A 19,241-nucleotide genomic window follows, 5' to 3' on the forward strand; every position below is an offset into this window, starting at 1 on the left:
ACGCAATCGCCCTCATGACCCCACCGACAGCGTCGTCGGCCCGCATCCCGAGCCGCGCCAGACTGATGACCACGCTCTTCGTGGCCCAGGTCTGCGGCAGCACGGGCCACTCGATGAGCCTCGCCGTCGGCAGCATCCTCGCCGCCAGCCTCACCGGCACCAACACCTGGTCGGGCCTCCCCGTCTCGGTGGGCGCGCTGGGCACCGCGCTCGCAAGCTGGCCGCTCGCGCGCTTCATGGGCCGCGCCGGGCGCCGCCCGGGGTTGACGCTGGGCTACGGCCTCGCGGTGGCGGGCGCGGTCATCGGCATGCTGGGCGTGATGATGGGCAGCTTCGCGGTGATGCTCGTCGGCATGGCCTTCTTCGGCATCGGCAACACGTCGAATCTCCTCGCGCGCTATGCGGCGGCCGACATAACCGCGCCGGCCGGGCGCGGCAAGGCCATGGGCATCATCGTCTGGGGCTCGGCGGCCGGCTCCATGATCGGGCCGATGCTGATGGACCCGGCGCTGCGCGTGGGCGCCGCGCTCGGCATCGCGTCCACGGCGAGCGCCTTCCTCGTGAGCGTGGCGGGCTACAGCGTCGCCGCCCTATTGAACGCCGCGCTGCTGCGGCCGGATCCCCTGGCCATCGCGCGCGAGCTCGAGGGGCAGCCGAGCGCCGCACGCGAGGCGGCGTCGCGGCCCGTCGATCGTGCGCGGACGTTCGGCGAGCTGCTGGGCGACCTCCGGGTGCAGATCGCGCTCACCACGCTGATGGTGAGCCAGTTCGTGATGATCGCCACCACGTCCACCTCGCCGGTGTATCTCCACGACCAGGGGCACCGGGTCGGTGTCATCGGCATCGCGGTGGCCCTGCACCTCGCCGGGATGTACGTGTCCTCGCCGCTCTCCGGCTGGCTCAGCGATCGCTTCGGGCGCCTGCCCATGATCGGGCTCGGCGCGCTCGTCCTGATCGCGGCCGTGATGCTGGCCGGTCTGGCGCCGGGGACCAATGGCCCGCTGGTGATCCTCGGCCTCTTCGTGAACGGAATCGGCTGGAATCTTGCCTTCGTCGCGGGGAGCGCGCTGCTGACCGACGCGCTCGCGCCCGCGGAGCGCGCATCCATCCAGGGCCTCGCCGATCTGTTCATGGGGCTCATGGGCGCTCTCGGCTCCGCGGTGGGCGGGATGATCCTCGGGCTCTGGGGGTTCGCGATCCTGAATGCGGTGGGGGCGGTCCTCACGTTCGGTCCGCTCGCCGTCACGCTCGTGCGGCGGCCGGCGCTGGCGACCGCCTCGGCGCGCACGCCTCTGCTATAGTCGGGGAAGCTCCATGGCCTCCTCGCCTCGCGTCTTCTACGGCTGGTGGATCACGGTGTCGTTCGCGGTGATGGTCTTCATGTCCGCCGGCATCCGTCACGCGGTGGGCCCGTTCCTCAAGCCGATGGTGGCCGACCTCGGCGTGGACCGCGCGGCGTTCTCCCTCGTGATCGCGCTGGGGCTCTTCCTCTACGGTGCGTTCATGCCGTGGGTGGGGAGCCTCGCCGATCGCCTCGGGCCGCGCATGGTGACCTCCGCGGGCGCCCTGCTGCTCGCGATCTCGCTCGCGCTGGTCGGGTTCTGCCAGAACCTCTGGCAGCTCGCGCTGATCTACGGTGTCGTCGCGTCCATCGGGCTCGCCGCCACCGGACCCGTCGTCGCCAACGCGGTGGTATCGCGCTGGTTCAACCGGCGGCGCGGGATGGCGGTGTCGCTGCTCGGCAGCGCCTCGATGACGGGCATGAGCCTGCTCGTGCCGGTGGTGGCCTGGCTCATCGAGACCTACGGGTGGCGCGCCACCTACGGCATCATGGGCGGCGCGGTGCTTCTCGGCATGCTGCCGCTCTGCCTCCTCGTCGTGCGCGACACGCCGGAGTCCATGGGTCTCGGCGCCGATGGGGACGCGCTCGCCCCGGAGGCGACGAGGGTCGCGCCCGTGCGCACGCCCGCGAGCGCGGCGCTCCGCACGGTGGCGTTCTGGCAGCTCGCGGGGTCGTTCTTCACCTGCGGCTTCTCCATGAGCCTCATCTCGTCGCACGGCGTCCCGATGCTCACCGACCACGGCTACACGCCGATCTTCGCCTCGTGGATCATCGGCGTGCTCGGCGTGTCCAGCATCGTGTTCACGATGGGGCTCGGCGCGGTCGCCGACCGCTATGGCGCGCGGCCGGTGCTGGGCAGCATCTACGCGGGGCGCGCGCTCATCTTCGCGGGCCTCTACTTGATCCGCGACAATCCCTGGGCCATCCTCGCCGTCGCCGCGGTGGGCGGCGCCACCATCGCCGGGTCCATGTCGATGACGTCCATGCTCACCGCGAGTATCTACGGGCGTTACTCGGTGGGCTCGATCCTCGGCGTGATCTTCCTCTGCCATCAGACCGGCGCCGCGCTGGGCTCCTCGATCGCCGGCGCCCTCTTCGAATCGACCGGCGGCTATGGCGTCATGTACACCGTCGCCTGCCTGTTCCTGCTCGCCGCGGCGCTGGTCAGCCTGCGCGTGGACAGCGGGACGCGGGTGGTGCGCTGGGTGCCGCGCCGTGTGGGCGCCTGAACGAAAGGAGACGTGACATGCCGGACGTGCTCACCGTCGTGGCGAAGATCCGGGCGGCCAAGGGCAAGGGCGACGCGCTCGCCGCGCTCTTGAAGGAGCAAGTCGCCGCGGTGAAGAAGGCCGAGCCGGGCTGCCTGGTCTACCGCCCGCACCGCTCGACCAAGGACCCTGACCTCTTCATCTTCTACGAGCAGTACAAGGACGACGCCGCCTTCGACGTGCACCGGAAGGCCCCGCACCTCGCCGCCTATCGCGAGCGGCGGGAGAAGGAGGGGCTCACCGAGGGCCCGGCGGAAGTCGAGATCTACCGCTCGATCACCGACTAGGCGGCCCTCGGCGCTCGGCGGTCGTCACCGCCCGGTGAAATGCGGCATGACCTCCTTGCCGAGCCAGGCGAGCTGCTCGACCATCACCGCCTTGGGCGTGCCCATGCTGTTGGAGAGGTGCACGTACTCGAGGCCGGGGAAGCGCGACTCGAGCTCGCGCAGGTAGGCCACCAGCTCCTCGGGCGGGCCGGCGAACCACGCGCCGACCTTCATGTAGTCCTCGACGGTCGGCACGCCCGCCGCGCGCCAGCCGGCCCGCTCGGTCGAGGCGGCGAGCTGGGTCGGCGTGATGCCGGGCACGAAGCCGAGGGGGCCGAACATCTTCACGTGCTCCTCGTAGAAGGGGGTGATCTCGCGGATACCGCGCTCGCGCGAGTCGGCGAGGTAGTAGAAGATGCCGAGGCTCAGTCCCTCGCCGAGCTTCCAGTCCTTGCCCGCGCGCTGGGCGGACTCCCGGAACGCGTAGATGGACTTCTCCGCCATGGTGGCGGCGCCGCCGCCGATCAGGCCTTTGATCCCGTGCTTGTGCATGAAGTCGAGGCCGCGCGCGCTCGCGCTCACCACCGGCTGCCATGTCTCCACCGGCAGATGGAGGGGCCGCGGCACCAGCGTCAGCTCTTTGAGCTCGTAGCCGCGATACGGCACCGCCGGCGGCAGCGTGTAGTGCGTGCCCTGGTGCGAGAAGGACTCCGAGTTGAAGGCCTTCATGATGATCTCGACCTGCTCCTCGAAGAGCGCGCGATTGGCCTCCTGATCGAGCATGGGCGCGCCGAACGTCTCGACCTCTCGCGTGTGGTAGCCACGGCCCACGCCGAACACCGTGCGCCCCTTGGTGAGGATGTCGGCGGTGGCAAAGTCCTCGGCGAGCCGCAGGGGATGCCACATGGGGGTGATGTTGAACCCACAGCCGATGCGGAGGCGGGAGGTGAGGTGGGCGAGATGCACGGCCGCCATCAGGATGTTCGGGATGACCTCGTAGCCCTCGTGCTGAAAGTGATGCTCGGCGAGCCACAGGGTGTGGAACCCGTGATCGTCCATGACCCGCGCGATGGCCTCGGTCTTCTCGAACACCGAGGCGAGGTGCGCGTTCGAGTAGCGGCGCTCGTTGGCGGGCGTGGCGTCCTGGCCGATGTCGCCCAGGTCCACGTGGCCGGCATACACATTGGAGAACTTGGTGATCATGGGGGCTCCTCCCTGGGGGCCTATCCTACCTCAGCGCCTAGGACCAAGGTCCCACGCGACCCCTGGGCCCGTGCGGAGTAGACAGGAGGGAGCCATGGCCGCCCGGATCCGTATGGCGCTGCTCGCTGCGTCGACCGCGCTCCTGACCGCGTGCGGCTCGCCGCTCTACGTGTGGGACACCCACACGACCTCCATGCCCCGCGCGCGCGGGCTGGAGCTCGCCGAGGTGGGGCGCCAGCCCGTCGCCGTGCTGCCCGTCGTCGCGCCGGGCGCGCTCCAGGGGTTCAGCGCCTCGGTGTCCCACGCCCTCGTGCGGACGCTGCCGGAGATCTCGCTCCCGCTGAGCGCCCTCGCCACGCCCGACGTGGTCAACGTGGTCAACACCCGTGGCCTCGCCGCCGACTACGCGGATCTCCTGGGCGGGTTCGGCCGCAGCGGCATCCTGGAGCGCGAGCGGCTGGGGCGCCTCGGGACGGCGCTGGACTGCCGCTATGCGCTGCTGCCAGGCATTTCGGCCTTCGATCATTCCCTTCTGGACCGCTTCGAGATGTTCGGGGTCAAGATCGTGAGGACCCGGGTGCTCGTGCTGCGGCTCTGGCTTCAGCTCTGGGACACGCGCACGGGCGAGCTCGTCTGGGAGTCGGCGGGGGAAGGGGCGGTGGTGACCGAGCTCGCCAACAGCAGCCGGGTCATCGCGGTGGACGAGGTGGCGCAAAAGATCTGGAAGCGCATGCTCGAGGACGGGCTGGTGGCGGGCAAGCTCTCCTCGCGTGCGCCTATTCCGTGCGAGATCTGTTGATCTTTGCCCGACTTCCGTTCAAGACTGATCGCATGACCCGCACCGATCGCTACGGCCTGCCGCTGACCACGTCCTCGCCCGTCGCCGCCGAGCAGCTCCAGCTCGGCATGGATCGCCTCCTCGCCTACGGCCGCGGCGCCGACACCGCGTTCGCGGCCGCGCTCGCCGCCGACGAGGGCTTCGCGATGGCCCACGCGGGGCAGGCCCTCCACCATTTCTTCATGGCCGACGGCGCGGCGGCGCGGGCCGCCGTCGCTCGCGCGCGCGAGCGCGTCGGGGGCGCCAGCCGCCGTGAGCAGCAGCACGTGGAGGCCCTCGGCGCGATCGTGGGCGGGGAGACGGCGCGCGGCCTCGCGCTGATCGAGGCGCACACGCGGGACTTTCCGCGCGACGCCCTGCTCGTGAAGCAGGCCAGCAGCAGCATCGGCTTCAGCGGGCGCGCCGATCGCGAGGCGTATCGCACCGGCTATCTCGAAGCCCTCGCGTCCGCCTTCGGCGATGACTGGTGGTTCCAGTCGGAGCTGGCCTTCGTCTATCACGAGACGGGGCGCTTCGCGGAGTCCCAGGCGCTGTCCGAGCGCTCGCTCGCCCAGTACCCGGCCAACGCCAATGCCAGCCACAACATCGCCCACGTCTTCTTCGAGACGCTCGATCATGACGGCGGGGTGGCGTTCCTCGAGCAATGGCTCGAGGGCTACGACCGCGATGCTCCCTATCACTGCCACCTCGCCTGGCACCTCGGGCTCTTCGAGCTGCACCGCGGCCGCATCGACCGCGTGCTCGAGATCTTCGACCGCGACATCCAGCCCGCGTCCAATCCCCGGCTCGCGGTGATGGATGGGCCCGCCGCCCTCTGGCGGCTCCGGCTCTACGGTCACGACGAGGGCCGCGCGCGCTGGACGCCGCTCGCCGCGCTGGCCGCGAAGGTGGCGCGGCCCGGCTTCGTGTTCGGCGACGTGCACGCCGCGCTCGCCTATGCGGCGAGCGGGGACACGCAGGCCATGACGGCGCTGCTCGACAGCCTGCGCGCGCTCGCCGGGAAAGGCCACCCCGTGGCGCAGGTGGGCTATCCGCTCGCCCAGGGCATCGCCGCTTTCGCGGCGGGTGATCATGCCGGCGCGCTTCGTCACTTCGAGCCCATCGAGGCCGAAATCCACCGCATGGGCGGCAGCCATGCCCAGTGGGAGATCATCGAGGAGACGATGGTGGTCGCGTACCTGCGTCTCGGTCGCGCCGAGGACGCCGCGCGGCTCCTCCGCAAGCGCCTGGCCCGACGGCCCACCCCGCAGGACGCGCGCTGGCTCGACGCCGCCGAGGCGCGCGCCGCGCGCTAGCGCGATGCCGGTCGCCTTCCGAGGCGAGGGCGAGGTGCTGGACGCCGACGGCGTCGCCGCGGCCTGCGACATGCTCGGGGTGCGCGCCGCCGAGCTGTGGGCGGTACTCACCGTGGAGACCCGAGGCTGCGGCTATCTCGCCGACCGCCGCCCCCTCATCCTCTTCGAGCGCCACTACTTCAGCCGCCTCACCAAACGGCGCTTTGACGCAAAATATTCAGACGTCAGCAATTCCCAGTGGGGCGGCTACGTGGGCGGCGCCCGCGAGTACGACCGCCTCGCCCGTGCGATCAAGCTCGACCGCGCGGCGGCGCTCCGCAGCGCGTCCTGGGGGCTCGGCCAGGTCATGGGGGACAACTTCAAGGCCGCCGGATTCGTGGACGTGGAGCCGCTGGTCAGCGCGTTCGTGGCCTCGGAGAACGCTCAGCTCGCCGGCATGGCGTGCTTCATCGGAGCCATCGGCGCCGCCGCCCACCTGCGCGCCCACAACTGGCCGGCCTTCGCCGCCGCGTACAACGGCCCCGCCTACGCGCAGAACTCCTACGACGAGCGGCTGCGCGCGGCGCATCAGAAGTACGTGACGGGCGCGCTGCCCGATCTCGCCGTGCGGGGCATCCAGGCCTATCTCGTGTATCTCGGCTACAACCCCGGCCCGGTGGACGGCGTGGTGGGGCGCTTCACGCGCTCGGCCCTGCGCATGTTCCAGGAGAAGGAAGGGCTGCCGATCCGCGAGGCGTTCGACGCGGACATGCTGAAGGCGGTGCGAGAGCGAGCAGTGCGCGGAGCCTGAGCGCGCGCCCGACGCGCGGGAGGAGGGACGCATGCGGTTGATCGTCTGGATCCTGCTGGCGCTGTCGGCGATGGGGTGCGCGCGCGCGGTGAGCGACCGCGAGCTGCAGCGCGTGGCGCGCGACTGGTCCATGGTGATCCGGGCCAGCCAGGTCCTGCCCGTCTACCCGCTCACCGAGGATCTCCAGCCGGGCGACATCTTCCTCGTCCAGACCACGGTGGAGGACCAGGCCAAGACTTACCGCGAGCGCGGCTTCATGCCGTTCGACAATCTCATCTATCGGCTGGACCCGAAGGGCTACGAGACGTTCTATCGCCAGTCGTTCGAGGCGGGCGACGCCCAGCATCCGCTGCCGAAGTTCTGGCTGGAGCCCGGCAAGCCCGCGTCGTGGACGCTGGCCCCGAACGCCTCCTTCCCCACCTACTCCTTCTCGGCGCGGCGCGGCGGCGGCTTCAACGTGGCGCTGCCGGTGCAGGGGATTCCCGTGGGGCTCTCGCTCCTCGGGGGCGATGCGACCCAGGGCACGATCACGATCGCGGAGGCGCGCACCTACGGCGTCGACACCATCTCGCTCTACGAGGACGTGCGGCGATGGGCCGAGGCGAACCGCCCGTTCCTCCAGTTCTTCGGCGGCGAGCCAGGGAAGACCAACTACGTGCGTGTGGTCTCGCGGGTCTACATCACCGGCCGCATCAACGTATCCCTCCAGGGGTCGAAGAGCTCGGGGCTCACCGCCTCCGGCGGGGCGTCCAAGCCGGTGGACCTGGTCGTCCCGAACGCCGGGACGGATCCCGCCAAGAACACGCTCGAGGCCTACACGAGCAATATCGAGAAGCTGAACGCGATGATCGCGGCGGCGCTGGAGCGCGCGGGCGGGAGCAATCTGGTCCCCGGGGGCACGGTGAAGGTGGTGTCGGCCTCGTCCAGCAGCATCTCCCTCGCCGAGGACTTCGCCCGTCCACTCGTCATCGGCTATCTCGGCTTCGACATGGCCATCGGGCCGGGCGGCGTGCTCGGCCCGCCCATTCCCACCCACGCCGTGCTCGAGCGGGGCGTGAGCCCGGCGCTGCGCGGCGATCTCGGCGTGCGCCTGTCCTCCACCGCCGCCATGGCGTCTGACTATCAGACCCTCAAGACGCTCTCCGCGCGCGGCGACACCGGGGCCCGCGGCCTCGTCACCGAGCTGGACGCGCTGGCGCCGCTGGTGCCGGCCGCCTATCCCTGCAATCTGCTCGGCCAGCGGAACCCCGGCGGGCCGCTCGAGGTCATCGCGGCGGCCGGCCGTCCGGCGGAGATAGGCACGGGCTTCGAGCGCGTCACCACTTACCGCGGCCGGCTCTTCGCGTCGATCAATGCCATCAAGCGGACGCAGGCCGACCCGGCGGCGCCGGTCGCGGGCTTCGCCGCGCGCGGGCCGGACGCCGATGCCTATCTCCGGGAGCAGCTCGCGGCGAACGAGGCGGCGCTGAAGGCGCTCGACGACCAGATGCAACAGCACGGCACGCTCTTGACCCGCGCCAAGGTGTACCTGGCCGGGGTGGAGGGCTAGGTGATGGGCAAGCCCAAGAAGAAAAAGACGGCGCCGGCGGCCGCCGCGGCCGCCGCCAACGGAGGCGGCGGGCTGGTCGAGACCACGCTATTCGAGCCCGACGCAGAGACGACGGACCCGGGCAAGAACGCGGCGCTCGCCACCTTGCTCAACACGGCGTGGCGGGCCCTCGCCCTCGTGCGCGTCGAGCGCATCGAGATCGGCGACCGCGGCTGGCGCGCCGTCTTCCGCGAGAGCGTCTAGTCGAGCCCGGGCGGCCGTGCGGGCGGCACCGGCACCACATCGAGCAGGGGCGGCGCGGTCCGCGGCGCCCGGCGGGCAGTCTCTTCCAGATCGGGCGTGGCGCGCCGCATCTCCTCGGTGATGCGCGCGGCCTCGATCGCGGTGCCCACGACCCGCGGCGTGATCACCAGCACCAGCTCCGTCTTCTCGATCTTCTCCTCCTTGAAGCCGAAGAGGAAGCCGAGAACCGGGATGCGGTGGAGGAACGGCACACCGTTCTGCGTCGTCGTGCGCCGGTTCTGGATGAGGCCGCCGAGCACGAGGGTTTGGTTGTTCAGCAGCACCACCGAGGTTTCTGCCTCTCGCTTCGTGAACCGCGGGGAGTTGATGGGCGGAGGCTCCGGCTGGCCGACCTCGTTGACCTCCTGCTTGACGTCCAGCGCCACCGTGCCCTGCTCGCCGATGCGCGGGGTGACGGTGAGGACGACGCCGGCATCGCGGTATTCCACGGTCTGGGTTATCGCATTGCCCGTAATGCCGCCGGTGGCCACCGGTACTTGCTGCGACGTTACGATCGGCACCGACTGCGAGACATTGATGACCGCTTTCTTATTTTCAGTGGTCATGACCGCGGGATTCGACAGCACGTTCACGAGATTGTGAGCGGCGAGCGCGTTGAGCGCAGCGAGGAAGCGGTCGGTAGCGAAGGCGAACATGCTCAGGCCCGCGGGGACGGGCCCGCCGAGAGGGATGAGGCTCTGCGGCGGGATGCCGGGCAGGAGCCCAGAGGGCGAGGACGTGGCGGTGAACTTCCCGCTGCGCACCGCCCAATCCATGCCGAGCTTGGTGTCGTCAGTGAGGGTGACTTCGACGGCGAGCACCTGGATTAGCACCTGGCGCGGCATCTTGTCGAGCTGCTTGATCGTCTCCTGGATCTCCTGCCAAAGCCGCGGATAGGTCGTCACGATCACGGCATTAGTCACCTCATCCGCGATGAAGCGGATCTCGGGCCGGGCCATCAGAGCGTCCGGGGGGAGGCTCACCGGCACCGCGCCGGGGGAGACGGACGGGATCGAGGGCGGCGACAGCGGGGGAATGGGGCCGCCCGCGATGTCTCGCGCGATCCCGCTGCCCCCGCGTGGCGTCTGGGTGCCGGTAATGGCCACGCCGCGGTCGCCTCGGCCGTAGATGGCGTCCAGCGTAGTCGCCAGATCTCGCGCCTTCGTGTTCTCGGCGAAGTGAACGAACACCTGCTGTCCGCCGCGCATGTTCACATCGAGTCGCTCGACGAGGCGGCGTATCGCCTCCAGATCCTGCTTGCGCGCGTGGACGACGAGGGAGTTCGAGCGGCGCTCGGCAATGATGAGGGGCGGGCGCTCGGACCCGCCACCCACAGACCCGCCGCCCACCTCGCCCCCGACGCTGGGTGGTCGGGGCGCCGCGCCCGGCGCGGCCGGCGCCAAGGGGACACCGGGCGCGACGACGGCGCCGCCGCCGCCGCGGGCGCGGCCGCTGACGAACATCTGGTTGAGCAGCTGGGCCAGATCCTGCGCGTCGGCGTGCTGGAGCGGGATGATCTGCGGCTCTTCGAGGGCCACCGGCACGTCCATGACCTTCACGATGTCGAGCAGGCGGCGGATGTTGGAGGCGGTGTCGGTGAGGATCAAGATATTGGTCTCGCGATGGGCGCTCACCGAGCCCTCCGCGGCCACGAAGGGACGCAAGATCGTCACCGCGTCCGCGGCGTTGAGGTAGCTCAGCGGCACGACCTGGGTCACGATCTCACCGCCTACCCCACCCGGCGCGGGATCGCGCCCCACCACCGTACGCACGGCGTTCTGGGGCGCACCATCGCGCGTGATGATGCGATAAACGTTGTCAGTCTTCACCGCAGCGAGACCATTGACGTCCAGGACCGTCAGGAGGAAGGCCATCAGGTCTTCTCGGGGAATCTTGCCGACGGTCTGGAGTGTCACCTTGCGGCCCCGCACGTTCGGCCCGAACACATAGTTGAAGCCGACGATCTCGGCCGCGGCCTGGATCACCACCTCGATGTCGGCGTTGTCGAAGTTCAGCACGACCGTGCGCGGCGGGTCGGCGGCGGTGGCGGACGCCGTCATGAGGAGGACCAGCAGAAGGACGCGCGCGAGCGTTCTCATTGCGGCCCTTGGGGCGGCGTGCGCGGCGGCAGCTCAGCCGCGGGTGCTGGGGGGACACCGGGGGTGGTCGGAGCCGCCGGGGGCCCGGGTCGGGGCTTGGCGGGATCCTTCAGCATGATCTCCACGAGGCCTTCGGGCCGACCGATCACGACTCGATCTTCGAGAATGCGCACGAGCCTTCCTCCTCCAATGGGGTCGCCGAGCGCATAGCCGGACACGCGCCGGGTCGCTCGATCCTCAATATAGGCGCGACTCTGCGGTCCGTCCAGCACCACGCCATGCAGGAATGGGCGAGTCTCTGTGGCGGCGAACGTCGTGGTCTCGGTCGACTCACTGCGCGACGCCGAGAAGAGATTGCGCATCGCGATGATCGTGTACTGTGCGGTCTCCACCGGGCCGAGCGGGCGGCGGCCGACGACCATGACCGGGATCGGCGCCGGCTCGGCGAGTGCCGGCGGCGGCGGCAGGGGCCGCGTTCGCGTGAGCTCGCGTACCAGCCCGCCGCCGGCGGCGACGGCGAGCAGGGCGAGAATCACTCCGGGTACCCAACGCGCGGCGGTGGCGATCATGTCTGATCTCCAGAGGGCGCTCGCCCCGGTGAGGGAGGCGGGGAGGTTCCGAGCCGTAGATAGCCTGCGACTAGGAGGGTGGCGAGCAGCTCGCGCGGCTGCCCGGACGCCGCCACGCGGATCTTCACGTCCTTCACGGCGACGGTGCTGGTCGCGCGCTCCAGCCGCGCCAGCAGCGTGACGATCTGGCGAATGTTCCCCGCCACGGTCAATTCCAAGGGGATCTCGAGCACGCCCGAGAGCTCCTGAGGCGCCAGGACACGCTCACTGCGCACGTCGACTGCCGAGCCGGTGGCGAGGTCCTTCATGATCTTTTGAAGCGCGGACGCAGCAAGCGGCGCAGTGGGCCCGGGAAGGAGCCCGACCGAGGCCTCGTCGACCTGGCGCTCGAGCGTCTCGAGCTCCCCCGACAGCCGATCTCGCCGCGCGACAAGGGCGCGCCGGCCCTCGAGCGTGGCCTCGCGGGCCAGGATAATGTCGGCCCTCTCGCGCTGGCGAGTGAGCGCGGGCTCGAGCAGCAGCACGTAGCCGCCCACGGCCAGAACGAGGACGAGGCCCGCCGCGATCACGGTGCGCTCCCGCTTCCGAAGGGCAAGCATCCTAGTGCCCCTTCCTGGCCGGCCGGGAAGGCTCGGCGTCGGCGGATGCGCGGACGGGATTCTCCCAGTCCGCATGCAGGCGGAACTGCTCCTTCGCCTGAGCGCGCGTCACCGGGGAAGTGAACTCCACGCGCTCGAGCCAGGGCGAGCCCTCCAGCAGAGAGATCAGCGTGCTCGCGGTCGTCGCCAGACCGGTGACCTCGAGCCCCTCGCGACCCATCGACACCGACTGGACCCAGGCGTCCATCGGCACCAGCTCGGTGAGGTCCTTGAGTACAGGCAGCGGTTGAAGCCCGCCGGACTGGACGGACTGGAGGACGGACAGCAGCTGACGGCGGAGCTGGACGTCGGCGCCGAGCTGCTCCACCGCCTTCACCTCGGGGTCGAGGCGGCGGATCTCGGCATTGAGCCGCGCGAGTTGCGTGCTCTGCTTGTAGCTAGTCGCGAGCAGCAGCGCGAGCCCGAGCCCACCCGCCGCCACCGCCATACCCGCGGTGAAGGTCTGCGCCCAGGAGAGTACGCGCGCGCGCAGGGCGCCCGGCACCAGATCCAGCGGCGGGCGCCGCTGGCCCACCGCGACCGCGAGGGCGAGCAGCGCGCTGCCGCGCTCCTCGAGGGGCAGCCGCTTGATGAGGTGCGCCGCGGTCTTGCCGAGCGGCGGCGCCGCGATCGCCACCCGGAGGCAACCGCGCCGGAAGCTCGAGCGGAAGTCCGGCGTCTCGTCGCCCGAGACCCAGACCGTCTCGCACTGCGTCCAGCCCGCGAGCGGCAGGCTCCGTTCGATCTCCGCAGCCAGCTCCGATCCGGTGCCCCGGGGCACGCTTCGGCTCATCCGCACCTGCCGGCGCTCCAGGAAGAGGAGGATGGTCCGCGCGCCGCGGCCGTGAATCCACACGGCGCGGCTCGGCAGTCGGCCGCGGTCGAGGAGGATCGGCAGCGCATGGCAGGCCACCGTCACCGAGCGCGGCCGCGTGTGGGTGGACTCGGCGAGCCGGAGGGCGCCGTCCACCGTGGGCCCCTCGGTCGCCGCCACCAGCACGCGACCGAGCCCGTCCGTGCCGCCGGGCAGAGGCGTCCAGTCGAAGCGTGTGTCCTCGGCGGCGAACGGCAGATGGCGCTCCAGCTCGAAGGCCACGAGCGACCGGCGGTTTTCCTCCGCGGTGTGCGGCACGTCGATGGCCTTCACCATCACCCGGCTTCGGTCGAGGCCGATCCGGATCGCGCGGGTCTCCAGGCGGCGCGCGCGGAGCTGCGCGGTGAGCCGCGCGGGCAGGGCCTCGTCGGCTCTGAGGCGAAAATACGCCGGCTGTCCGCCCTTGCGGATGGCCGCGACGGCGACGTGCTCGTCCTCGATCACCAGGCCCACGCGCGACCGCTTCATCGTGTCTCTCCGGTGCGCCAGGCCAGCACGGCCAGCCCGAGCGCGTTGAGGGTATCCGCGGGGCCTCTGGAAGGCTGCGGCGAGCGGCGCTGCACCACCGCGACGATGCGGATCGGGCGGCCCTCTGCCCGGCCCTCGGCCTCGATGCGGAACGTGCTGCTGCCTGCCCCAAGCCCGATTCCGGCGAAGCGGGGCGGCACCACGGTGTAGGGCGCGCGGGCGCGCGACTGCACGATGTCGGCAATCGCGGCGTCGGGCAAGCCGAGCGCCGCCAGCACCGGGGCCGACGCGGTGTTGATGTTGATCGTGCTGCGGCCGTGGACGGTGGTGAGGCCGGCCAGGCCCGGCTTTTCCGCGGTACCGTCGTACAGCGCCGGCGTGATCCCCCGGATCTGGCGCAGCTCGGCGACGTCTTGCAGCTGCCCGTTTCGCGCGCGATAGGGCACGGGGAGGCGGAGGTAGTAATCGTCGCTCTCCGCGCCGTTCGCGCGGTGCAGCTCGTCGGCGTCCTTCCAGTCCTCGAGCGAGTCGACCACCACGTCACGCGCCTGCCGGTCCACACCGAGGCTCTCGAGGAGCTTGCGCAGTCGGTCGGGCGTGGTGAGGTTCAGGTTGAGCCGCGCCTCCTCATCGGAGATGCGATAGCTTAGCGTGCCCGCCCCCAGGGGCACGCCCTCGCGATCCAGCGCGGGCAGGGGCTCGGCCAGCGTTGATCCCGGAGTGGTCCGGTAGAAGGTGAGCCGGCCTTTGGCGTCCGCCGCCACCACCGTGGCGCCGCTCGCGATCTCGAGCAGCGCCTGCTGCACGGCAGCTTCCGCCAGGTGCGCGGCGAAACGGTTTTGCTTGAACGCACGCCCGGCGGAGGCCTCGAGCCGCATCGCGAACGCGAACTCGAGCACGACCACGGTCAGGAGCGTGAGCCCGAGCAGCACCGCCATCAGCGCGAAACCTCGCTGATCGGTCGCCGGTCGCGTCACGGGGTCACCGTCCGGATCGGGATGACCACGGGCGGCCCGGAGCCCCGCGCGGTGGTGAGCGTGACCTCCACCGCCGCGGGCAGGCCCTGCTCGTCAACGCCGCTCCAGCGCTCCTTCCATGAGGCGTCCTTCGCGCGGAGGTAGCGGAAGCGGAGCGCGGTGACCGCGGAATCGCTGAGCGCCGGCTTCGTCCCCTCGAGCGGGTCGTGGGCGGGGAGCACGCCCTGCCGAAGCGTGAGCCCCGAGTCCTCAAGGGCGAGGCGCACTGCCACGAAGGCGATGGGCGCCGGCGGCGGCACCGCCGGCGCGGTGGTGACGAAGCCGAGACGCTCGGGCTCACCCTCGAAGACGATACGCATTGAATTCCCGGCGCCGGTGCGATAGGGATGCGCGCCGCCGACTACCTGCTCGAGCATGGCGACGAGGCTCCGCGCGTGCTGCAGGCCCTCGGCCCGCGCCTCACCCTGACGCCACGCCGCCAGTCCCACGCGTACCGCGCCGAACGTGATGCCGAGCGCGGCGGCGGCGATCGCGAGGGCGATGAGCACCTCGATCAACGTGAAGCCCCGGGTTCTGGGCGCGCTCATGAGTCGGGAGCCGTCCGCAACGTGGCGAGGGTCACGGCCGCGCTCCGGCTCCAGCGCACCGTCACCGTGAGCGACAGGAGCCGGGGCCTGGGCCCGGCGGTGGGACGAAGCGCATCGGGCATGCCGACCGTGGCCACGCGGCGCTCCCAGGAGAAACCGCCGTCCGTGCCGGTCTGGACGCCTTCGGCCAGGGGGACCATCTCGCGAACGAGGCGGTCGGCGAGGAGCACCGCGTCTTGATGCATGTCGGACTGCTTCAAGAGCCGCAGGCCCTGCGCGCTCAGCTGGATCAGTGCGACAGCGCCCAGACCCAGGATCACGAGGGCGATCAGTACCTCCAGGAGTGTGAAGCCGCGCTGGCCGCTCACGACTCGCTCCGCCGCGCCGTCACGCGGCCGGTGAAGGGCTCTACCGTCACCGTGTAGACCACGGGCCCGGGAGCCTCCAGCCGGAAGCGGCCTCCGGTCGACGCACCATAGGCGAGGAAGGCGAGGGCGGGCGCGCTCGGCGGATCGGCCTCGATGCGCATCGCGGTGAGCCGCCGAACCGCGCCCGGCTTGGCGACGCGCGGACGTCCGTCGCCGGGGCGTAGTACGAGGGCGCGACCCTCCGCGTCCACCATGACCTCGACGGTGTCCCCCCGCGTGATCGCCTGCTCGCGCGCCGCGCGAAGGAACGACGTGACGCCGGCCACCTCCGTGCGCAGGCGCAGCGACTCGAGGCTTCGTCCCATCGAGGGCGCCACGACCGCCGCGGCCAGCGCCAGCACCAGCATGGTGACCGCCAGCTCGATCAGCGTGAAGCCCCGAGAGGTCCGCATGCTCACCACGACCCGACGTCGGCGTTCTCGCCGTCGCCGCCTGGCGCGCCATCGGCGCCCGCGCTCCAGATGTCGTACTCGCCGTGATCACCGGGGCAGCACTTGTACTGGTAGGGGCGGCCCCACGGATCGGACGGGACCGCGCTCTTCTTGAGATACGGTCCGTTCCAGTTGAGGACATTGGGGTTCTGAACGAGCGCGGTCAGCCCCACTCCAGAGGCCGGATAGGAGCCGACGTCCAGGCGGTACTGATCGAGGGCCGCGCCCAGAAGCTCGATCTGGGCGCGCGCGGTGGCCTGACGGGACTGGCCCACGCGTCCGAAGAGTCGCGGGCCCACCAAGCCGGCGAGCAGGCCGAGGATGATGATGACGACCAGCAGCTCCACCAAGGTGAAGCCGCGGCAGTTCCCCAGGGCGGCACGGAGGTCGCGGCGGCTCACAGCGGCAGCTCGCTGATCGAGAAGATGGCCAGCAGCATCGCGAGCACGATGAAGCCCACGAGGAGGCCCATCACCAGGATGATCACGGGCTCGGCGAGCGCGACGAGGCGGGTGAGCCGCCGCCGCGTATCGGCCTCGAGGACCGCGCCCACCTTGAGCAGCATCTCCTCCAGGCGGCCCGTCTCCTCGCCCACCCGCACCATGTGAACGGCGAGGGCCGGGAAGATCTTCGCGGCGGCCATCGGCTGATGGAGCCCGGCGCCGCGGCGGACGCCGTCGGCGAGGCTGTCGGCGGCGCGTGCGAGCGGCTGGCTGGCGAGCATTTCCTTCACGACGGTGAGGGCGCCGATGAGCGGGACCCCGCTGCGGAGCAGCGTGCCGAGAATGCGCGCGAAGCGGGCGGTCTCGCCCTTGCGCACGACCTCGCCCACCAGCGGCAGGCGCAGGACGAGTTCGTCCACCGCGAGCCGCGCACCGGGCAGTGTGAGGGCCAGGCGCGCGCCGACGGCGGCACCCAGGGCGAGTATCGCGAGAACCCACCAGAAGCGCTGCAAGCCGCCGCTCACCTGGAGGAGAATCTGCGTGGGCAGTGGGATAGCCCCGCCGAGGTCCTTGAAGATGTCGGCGAAGCGCGGGATCACGAACGCGAGTAGGAAGACGACCGCGCCCGCGCCCACGGTGGCGAGCAGCGCGGGGTAGATCAGCGCGGAGGCGACGGTGTCGCGAAGCGCCTGCGACTCCTCGAGGTATTCGGCGAGGCGCTTGAGCGTGGCATCGAGCACGCCCCCCTTCTCGCCCGCCCGCACCATGTTCACGTAGAGCCGTGAGAAGGGACGTGGCGAATGCTGGGCCAGCGCGTCGCCCAGCGAGGTCCCGCCGCGCACCGCCGCGAGCAGGGCGCCGGTCACCGCGCGCAGCCGCGCCGAGGGCGTCAGCTCGCCGAGTATCGCGAGCGCACGGTCCAGGGGCAGACCCGCCTCGACGAGGGTGGCCAGCTCCTGGGTGAAGGCGACGAGGTCGCGGCCGCGCACGCTGCGCGGTGCGAGGGCGTCGAGGCTGAGAGTGAAGCGTTCCCGCTCTTCCCGCGGCGCGACGCGGATCGGGAAGCAGGCGTCCTCGCGCAGCTTCTCCACCACGGTGCGCGCGTCCGGCGCCTCCATGACCCCGTCGAGGGTGCGTCCGTTGCGGTCGGCCGCGCGGTACGCGAAGGTGGTCATGTTGCGGCGTCCTCCTGGGTGATGCGCATGATCTCGTCGACGGTGGTGAGGCCCGCGCACGCCTTCGCCCACCCGTCCTCGCGGAGCGTGACCATGCCGCGCCCCACCGCGTGGCGGCGAAGGGCGCCCGCGGGCGCCTTGGAGAGCACCAGCTCGCGCGCGTCCTCGGTGAGCCGGAGCAGCTCGTAGATGCCGATGCGTCCGCGATAGCCGGTGCCGCGGCAGGCGTCGCAGCCCTGCCCGCGCCAGAGCGGCGTTTCGGAGATGACACCCACACCGAGGGCGAGGAGATCAGCGGGATCCGGCCGGTCGTGGACGCGGCAGGCCTCGCAGATGCGCCGGACCAGTCGCTGGGCCAGCACGCCGATAAGCGCCGAGCATACGAGATACGGCTCGCACCCCATGTCCTGGAGCCGTGTCACCGCCCCCGCGGCGTCATTGGTGTGGAGCGTGGACAGCACGAGATGGCCGGTGAGGGCGGCCTGAATGGCGATCTCCGCCGTCTCGCGGTCGCGAATCTCGCCCACCAGGATTACGTCGGGATCTTGCCGGACGATGTGACGGAGCCCGCTCGCAAAGGTCAGCCCGATCGCCGGGCGGACCGGGATCTGATTGACGCCCTTGAGCTGATACTCGACGGGATCCTCGATCGTGATGATCTTCTGCTCGGGAGCGTTAATCTTGTCGAGCGCCGCGTAGAGCGTGGTGGTCTTGCCAGCGCCGGTGGGGCCGGTGACCAGCACCATGCCGTGGGGCCGGCGCACGAGCGACTCGAACGCAGCGGCAGGCCCCTCGGCGATGCCCAGCCGGTCGAAGGGAAGGAACATGGACGAGCGGTCGAGCAGCCGCATCACGATGGACTCGCCGTGGATGGTGGGTACGGTGGAGACGCGGATGTCCACGCGCCGGCCCCGCGCGCTCAGCCGGATGCGGCCGTCCTGCGGCAGCCGGCGCTCGGCGATGTTCATTTCCGCCATGATCTTGATGCGCGACGTCACCGCCGCCTGGAGCCGGCGCGGCGGGGCCTCCTGGTCGTAGAGGAGCCCGTCGATCCGATAACGCACCCGCAGGTTTTCCTCGAACGGCTCTACGTGGATGTCGGAGGCATCGGCAGCCACCGCTTCGTCGATCAGGAGGTTGACGAGGCGGACCACCGGCGCCTCGAAGGCCATGTCGCGCAGAACGGTGACGTCGTCCGTCTCAGCGGCGGGCTCGGCGCCCGCTTCGTTCTGATCAATGCCGTCCACGATCTTCTGCAGGGGAGTGCCGCTCTCGTAGGCGCGGCCGATCGCCTCGAGGATGGCGTCCGCCGGCGCACGGCAGAGCCGGACGTCAGGCCCCAGGAATTGGCGGAGGTCGTCGAGGAGCAGCGGGTTTGTGGGATCGGCCGCCGCCACCGTGAAGGTGGCGCCCTCGACGGCCACCGGGCAGGCCACGTAGTGCCGGAGATACTGCGGCGACAGCACCTTGACCACCGGCGGCGCTGCCGGCATGTCCTCCGCAGCGAGGAACGGAACCTGGTCCCGCTCGTTCATAGCGACCCGCCGGTTGTCGTCACGAAGCCCTCCCGTGGTCTTGGGTTGTGAAGGACTCCAGAACTCTGCTTCTGAGCAGGTCCACGTGACATCTGGGGCAAACCTTCATGAATTCGTGATCGCCCGTTGATGCGGCCGGTCGGCCCCGCTGAGGACGCGGCACAGGGGCGATACTGAGATCGCG

Annotated in this window: 20 protein-coding genes; 8 read left to right on the forward strand and 12 right to left on the reverse strand. The window is 70.8% G+C overall.

The genetic code is table 11. The features are described from left to right. Nucleotides 1-65 precede the first annotated feature (65 nt). From VFX14_24455 to VFX14_24465, 3 genes are read left to right on the forward strand one after another with little or no spacing between them, the layout of a single operon-like run. The gene (locus VFX14_24455; protein HEU5192846.1) at nt 66-1,301 is read left to right on the forward strand and encodes an MFS transporter; all 1,236 of its coding nucleotides are present in this window, start codon (nt 66-68) and stop codon (nt 1,299-1,301) included. 13 nt (nt 1,302-1,314) lie between these two features. Further along, nucleotides 1,315-2,571 carry an MFS transporter gene (locus VFX14_24460; GenBank protein ID HEU5192847.1) on the forward strand — a complete coding sequence of 419 codons (1,257 nt, stop codon included), beginning with the start codon at nt 1,315-1,317 and terminating at the stop codon, nt 2,569-2,571. Between the two features lie 17 nt (nt 2,572-2,588). Continuing rightward, nucleotides 2,589-2,897, forward strand: coding sequence for a putative quinol monooxygenase (locus VFX14_24465; protein HEU5192848.1), 309 nt, complete (start codon nt 2,589-2,591; stop codon nt 2,895-2,897). A gap of 24 nt (nt 2,898-2,921) precedes the next feature. On the opposite strand, the gene VFX14_24470 is transcribed toward VFX14_24465, so the two are convergent. Further along, the gene (locus VFX14_24470) at nt 2,922-4,079 is read right to left on the reverse strand and encodes an LLM class flavin-dependent oxidoreductase (protein ID HEU5192849.1); all 1,158 of its coding nucleotides are present in this window, start codon (nt 4,077-4,079) and stop codon (nt 2,922-2,924) included. 94 nt (nt 4,080-4,173) lie between these two features. Here VFX14_24470 and VFX14_24475 point away from each other — a divergent pair, with 94 nt between their 5' ends. From VFX14_24475 to VFX14_24495, 5 genes are read left to right on the forward strand one after another with little or no spacing between them, the layout of a single operon-like run. Next, complete coding sequence (locus VFX14_24475) at nt 4,174-4,878, forward strand: hypothetical protein (GenBank protein ID HEU5192850.1); 705 nt, start codon at nt 4,174-4,176, stop codon at nt 4,876-4,878. A gap of 32 nt (nt 4,879-4,910) precedes the next feature. Beyond that, on the forward strand, nt 4,911-6,212 hold the full coding sequence (locus VFX14_24480) for a tetratricopeptide repeat protein (GenBank protein ID HEU5192851.1): 1,302 nt from the start codon (nt 4,911-4,913) through the stop codon (nt 6,210-6,212). Between the two features lie 4 nt (nt 6,213-6,216). Next, nucleotides 6,217-7,002 carry an N-acetylmuramidase domain-containing protein gene (locus VFX14_24485; GenBank protein ID HEU5192852.1) on the forward strand — a complete coding sequence of 262 codons (786 nt, stop codon included), beginning with the start codon at nt 6,217-6,219 and terminating at the stop codon, nt 7,000-7,002. 31 nt (nt 7,003-7,033) lie between these two features. Next, nucleotides 7,034-8,551, forward strand: a complete 1,518-nt coding sequence (locus tag VFX14_24490; protein ID HEU5192853.1) for a hypothetical protein — start codon at nt 7,034-7,036, stop codon at nt 8,549-8,551. 3 nt (nt 8,552-8,554) lie between these two features. Beyond that, nucleotides 8,555-8,794: a hypothetical protein gene (locus tag VFX14_24495; GenBank protein ID HEU5192854.1), complete on the forward strand. Its 240-nt coding sequence runs from the start codon at nt 8,555-8,557 to the stop codon at nt 8,792-8,794. On the opposite strand, the gene gspD is transcribed toward VFX14_24495, so the two are convergent. The 11 genes from gspD to gspE are packed head-to-tail and all read right to left on the reverse strand — an operon-like array spanning nt 8,791 to nt 19,057. Continuing rightward, nucleotides 8,791-10,932, reverse strand: coding sequence for a type II secretion system secretin GspD (gene gspD, locus VFX14_24500; GenBank protein ID HEU5192855.1), 2,142 nt, complete (start codon nt 10,930-10,932; stop codon nt 8,791-8,793). The genes VFX14_24495 and gspD overlap by 4 nt on opposite strands. Beyond that, nucleotides 10,929-11,501 (reverse strand): hypothetical protein, encoded by a 573-nt coding sequence (locus VFX14_24505; GenBank protein ID HEU5192856.1) that lies wholly within the window; start codon nt 11,499-11,501, stop codon nt 10,929-10,931. The genes gspD and VFX14_24505 overlap by 4 nt, the downstream gene beginning before the upstream one ends. Continuing rightward, nucleotides 11,498-12,100: a type II secretion system protein GspM gene (gene gspM / locus VFX14_24510; protein HEU5192857.1), complete on the reverse strand. Its 603-nt coding sequence runs from the start codon at nt 12,098-12,100 to the stop codon at nt 11,498-11,500. The genes VFX14_24505 and gspM overlap by 4 nt, the downstream gene beginning before the upstream one ends. Before the next feature lies 1 nt (nt 12,101). Further along, nucleotides 12,102-13,481 (reverse strand): PilN domain-containing protein, encoded by a 1,380-nt coding sequence (locus tag VFX14_24515; protein HEU5192858.1) that lies wholly within the window; start codon nt 13,479-13,481, stop codon nt 12,102-12,104. Further along, on the reverse strand, nt 13,478-14,458 hold the full coding sequence (locus VFX14_24520) for a general secretion pathway protein GspK (GenBank protein HEU5192859.1): 981 nt from the start codon (nt 14,456-14,458) through the stop codon (nt 13,478-13,480). Before VFX14_24520 ends, VFX14_24515 begins: the two co-directional genes overlap by 4 nt. After that, nucleotides 14,455-15,045, reverse strand: a complete 591-nt coding sequence (locus VFX14_24525) for a type II secretion system protein GspJ (protein HEU5192860.1) — start codon at nt 15,043-15,045, stop codon at nt 14,455-14,457. Before VFX14_24525 ends, VFX14_24520 begins: the two co-directional genes overlap by 4 nt. Then, nucleotides 15,042-15,413, reverse strand: a complete 372-nt coding sequence (locus VFX14_24530; GenBank protein ID HEU5192861.1) for a prepilin-type N-terminal cleavage/methylation domain-containing protein — start codon at nt 15,411-15,413, stop codon at nt 15,042-15,044. The genes VFX14_24525 and VFX14_24530 overlap by 4 nt, the downstream gene beginning before the upstream one ends. Next, complete coding sequence (locus VFX14_24535) at nt 15,410-15,865, reverse strand: GspH/FimT family pseudopilin (protein ID HEU5192862.1); 456 nt, start codon at nt 15,863-15,865, stop codon at nt 15,410-15,412. Before VFX14_24535 ends, VFX14_24530 begins: the two co-directional genes overlap by 4 nt. Nucleotides 15,866-15,867: 2 nt before the next feature. Beyond that, the gene (gene gspG / locus VFX14_24540) at nt 15,868-16,305 is read right to left on the reverse strand and encodes a type II secretion system major pseudopilin GspG (GenBank protein ID HEU5192863.1); all 438 of its coding nucleotides are present in this window, start codon (nt 16,303-16,305) and stop codon (nt 15,868-15,870) included. Further along, complete coding sequence (locus VFX14_24545) at nt 16,302-17,522, reverse strand: type II secretion system F family protein (GenBank protein ID HEU5192864.1); 1,221 nt, start codon at nt 17,520-17,522, stop codon at nt 16,302-16,304. Before VFX14_24545 ends, gspG begins: the two co-directional genes overlap by 4 nt. After that, nucleotides 17,519-19,057 carry a type II secretion system ATPase GspE gene (gene gspE / locus VFX14_24550; GenBank protein HEU5192865.1) on the reverse strand — a complete coding sequence of 513 codons (1,539 nt, stop codon included), beginning with the start codon at nt 19,055-19,057 and terminating at the stop codon, nt 17,519-17,521. The genes VFX14_24545 and gspE overlap by 4 nt, the downstream gene beginning before the upstream one ends. Nucleotides 19,058-19,241 lie beyond the last annotated feature (184 nt).

This window comes from Candidatus Methylomirabilota bacterium (assembly GCA_035764725.1).
GTDB lineage: Bacteria > Methylomirabilota > Methylomirabilia > Rokubacteriales > CSP1-6 > DASRWT01.

What these genes read in the sequence shown, in the direction of transcription:
- VFX14_24525 (HEU5192860.1), bottom strand. Translation starts at nt 15,045, where the DNA reads ATGAGCGCGCCCAGAACCCGGGGCTTCACGTTGATCGAGGTGCTCATC.
- gspM (HEU5192857.1), bottom strand. Translation starts at nt 12,100, where the DNA reads ATGCTTGCCCTTCGGAAGCGGGAGCGCACCGTGATCGCGGCGGGCCTC.
- VFX14_24535 (HEU5192862.1), bottom strand. Translation starts at nt 15,865, where the DNA reads ATGCGGACCTCTCGGGGCTTCACGCTGATCGAGCTGGCGGTCACCATG.
- VFX14_24470 (HEU5192849.1), bottom strand. Translation starts at nt 4,079, where the DNA reads ATGATCACCAAGTTCTCCAATGTGTATGCCGGCCACGTGGACCTGGGC.
- VFX14_24490 (HEU5192853.1), top strand. Translation starts at nt 7,034, where the DNA reads ATGCGGTTGATCGTCTGGATCCTGCTGGCGCTGTCGGCGATGGGGTGC.
- VFX14_24465 (HEU5192848.1), top strand. Translation starts at nt 2,589, where the DNA reads ATGCCGGACGTGCTCACCGTCGTGGCGAAGATCCGGGCGGCCAAGGGC.
- gspD (HEU5192855.1), bottom strand. Translation starts at nt 10,932, where the DNA reads ATGAGAACGCTCGCGCGCGTCCTTCTGCTGGTCCTCCTCATGACGGCG.
- VFX14_24545 (HEU5192864.1), bottom strand. Translation starts at nt 17,522, where the DNA reads ATGACCACCTTCGCGTACCGCGCGGCCGACCGCAACGGACGCACCCTC.
- VFX14_24485 (HEU5192852.1), top strand. Translation starts at nt 6,217, where the DNA reads ATGCCGGTCGCCTTCCGAGGCGAGGGCGAGGTGCTGGACGCCGACGGC.
- VFX14_24505 (HEU5192856.1), bottom strand. Translation starts at nt 11,501, where the DNA reads ATGATCGCCACCGCCGCGCGTTGGGTACCCGGAGTGATTCTCGCCCTG.
- VFX14_24495 (HEU5192854.1), top strand. Translation starts at nt 8,555, where the DNA reads ATGGGCAAGCCCAAGAAGAAAAAGACGGCGCCGGCGGCCGCCGCGGCC.
- VFX14_24475 (HEU5192850.1), top strand. Translation starts at nt 4,174, where the DNA reads ATGGCCGCCCGGATCCGTATGGCGCTGCTCGCTGCGTCGACCGCGCTC.
- VFX14_24515 (HEU5192858.1), bottom strand. Translation starts at nt 13,481, where the DNA reads ATGAAGCGGTCGCGCGTGGGCCTGGTGATCGAGGACGAGCACGTCGCC.
- gspE (HEU5192865.1), bottom strand. Translation starts at nt 19,057, where the DNA reads ATGAACGAGCGGGACCAGGTTCCGTTCCTCGCTGCGGAGGACATGCCG.
- VFX14_24460 (HEU5192847.1), top strand. Translation starts at nt 1,315, where the DNA reads ATGGCCTCCTCGCCTCGCGTCTTCTACGGCTGGTGGATCACGGTGTCG.
- VFX14_24480 (HEU5192851.1), top strand. Translation starts at nt 4,911, where the DNA reads ATGACCCGCACCGATCGCTACGGCCTGCCGCTGACCACGTCCTCGCCC.
- VFX14_24455 (HEU5192846.1), top strand. Translation starts at nt 66, where the DNA reads ATGACCACGCTCTTCGTGGCCCAGGTCTGCGGCAGCACGGGCCACTCG.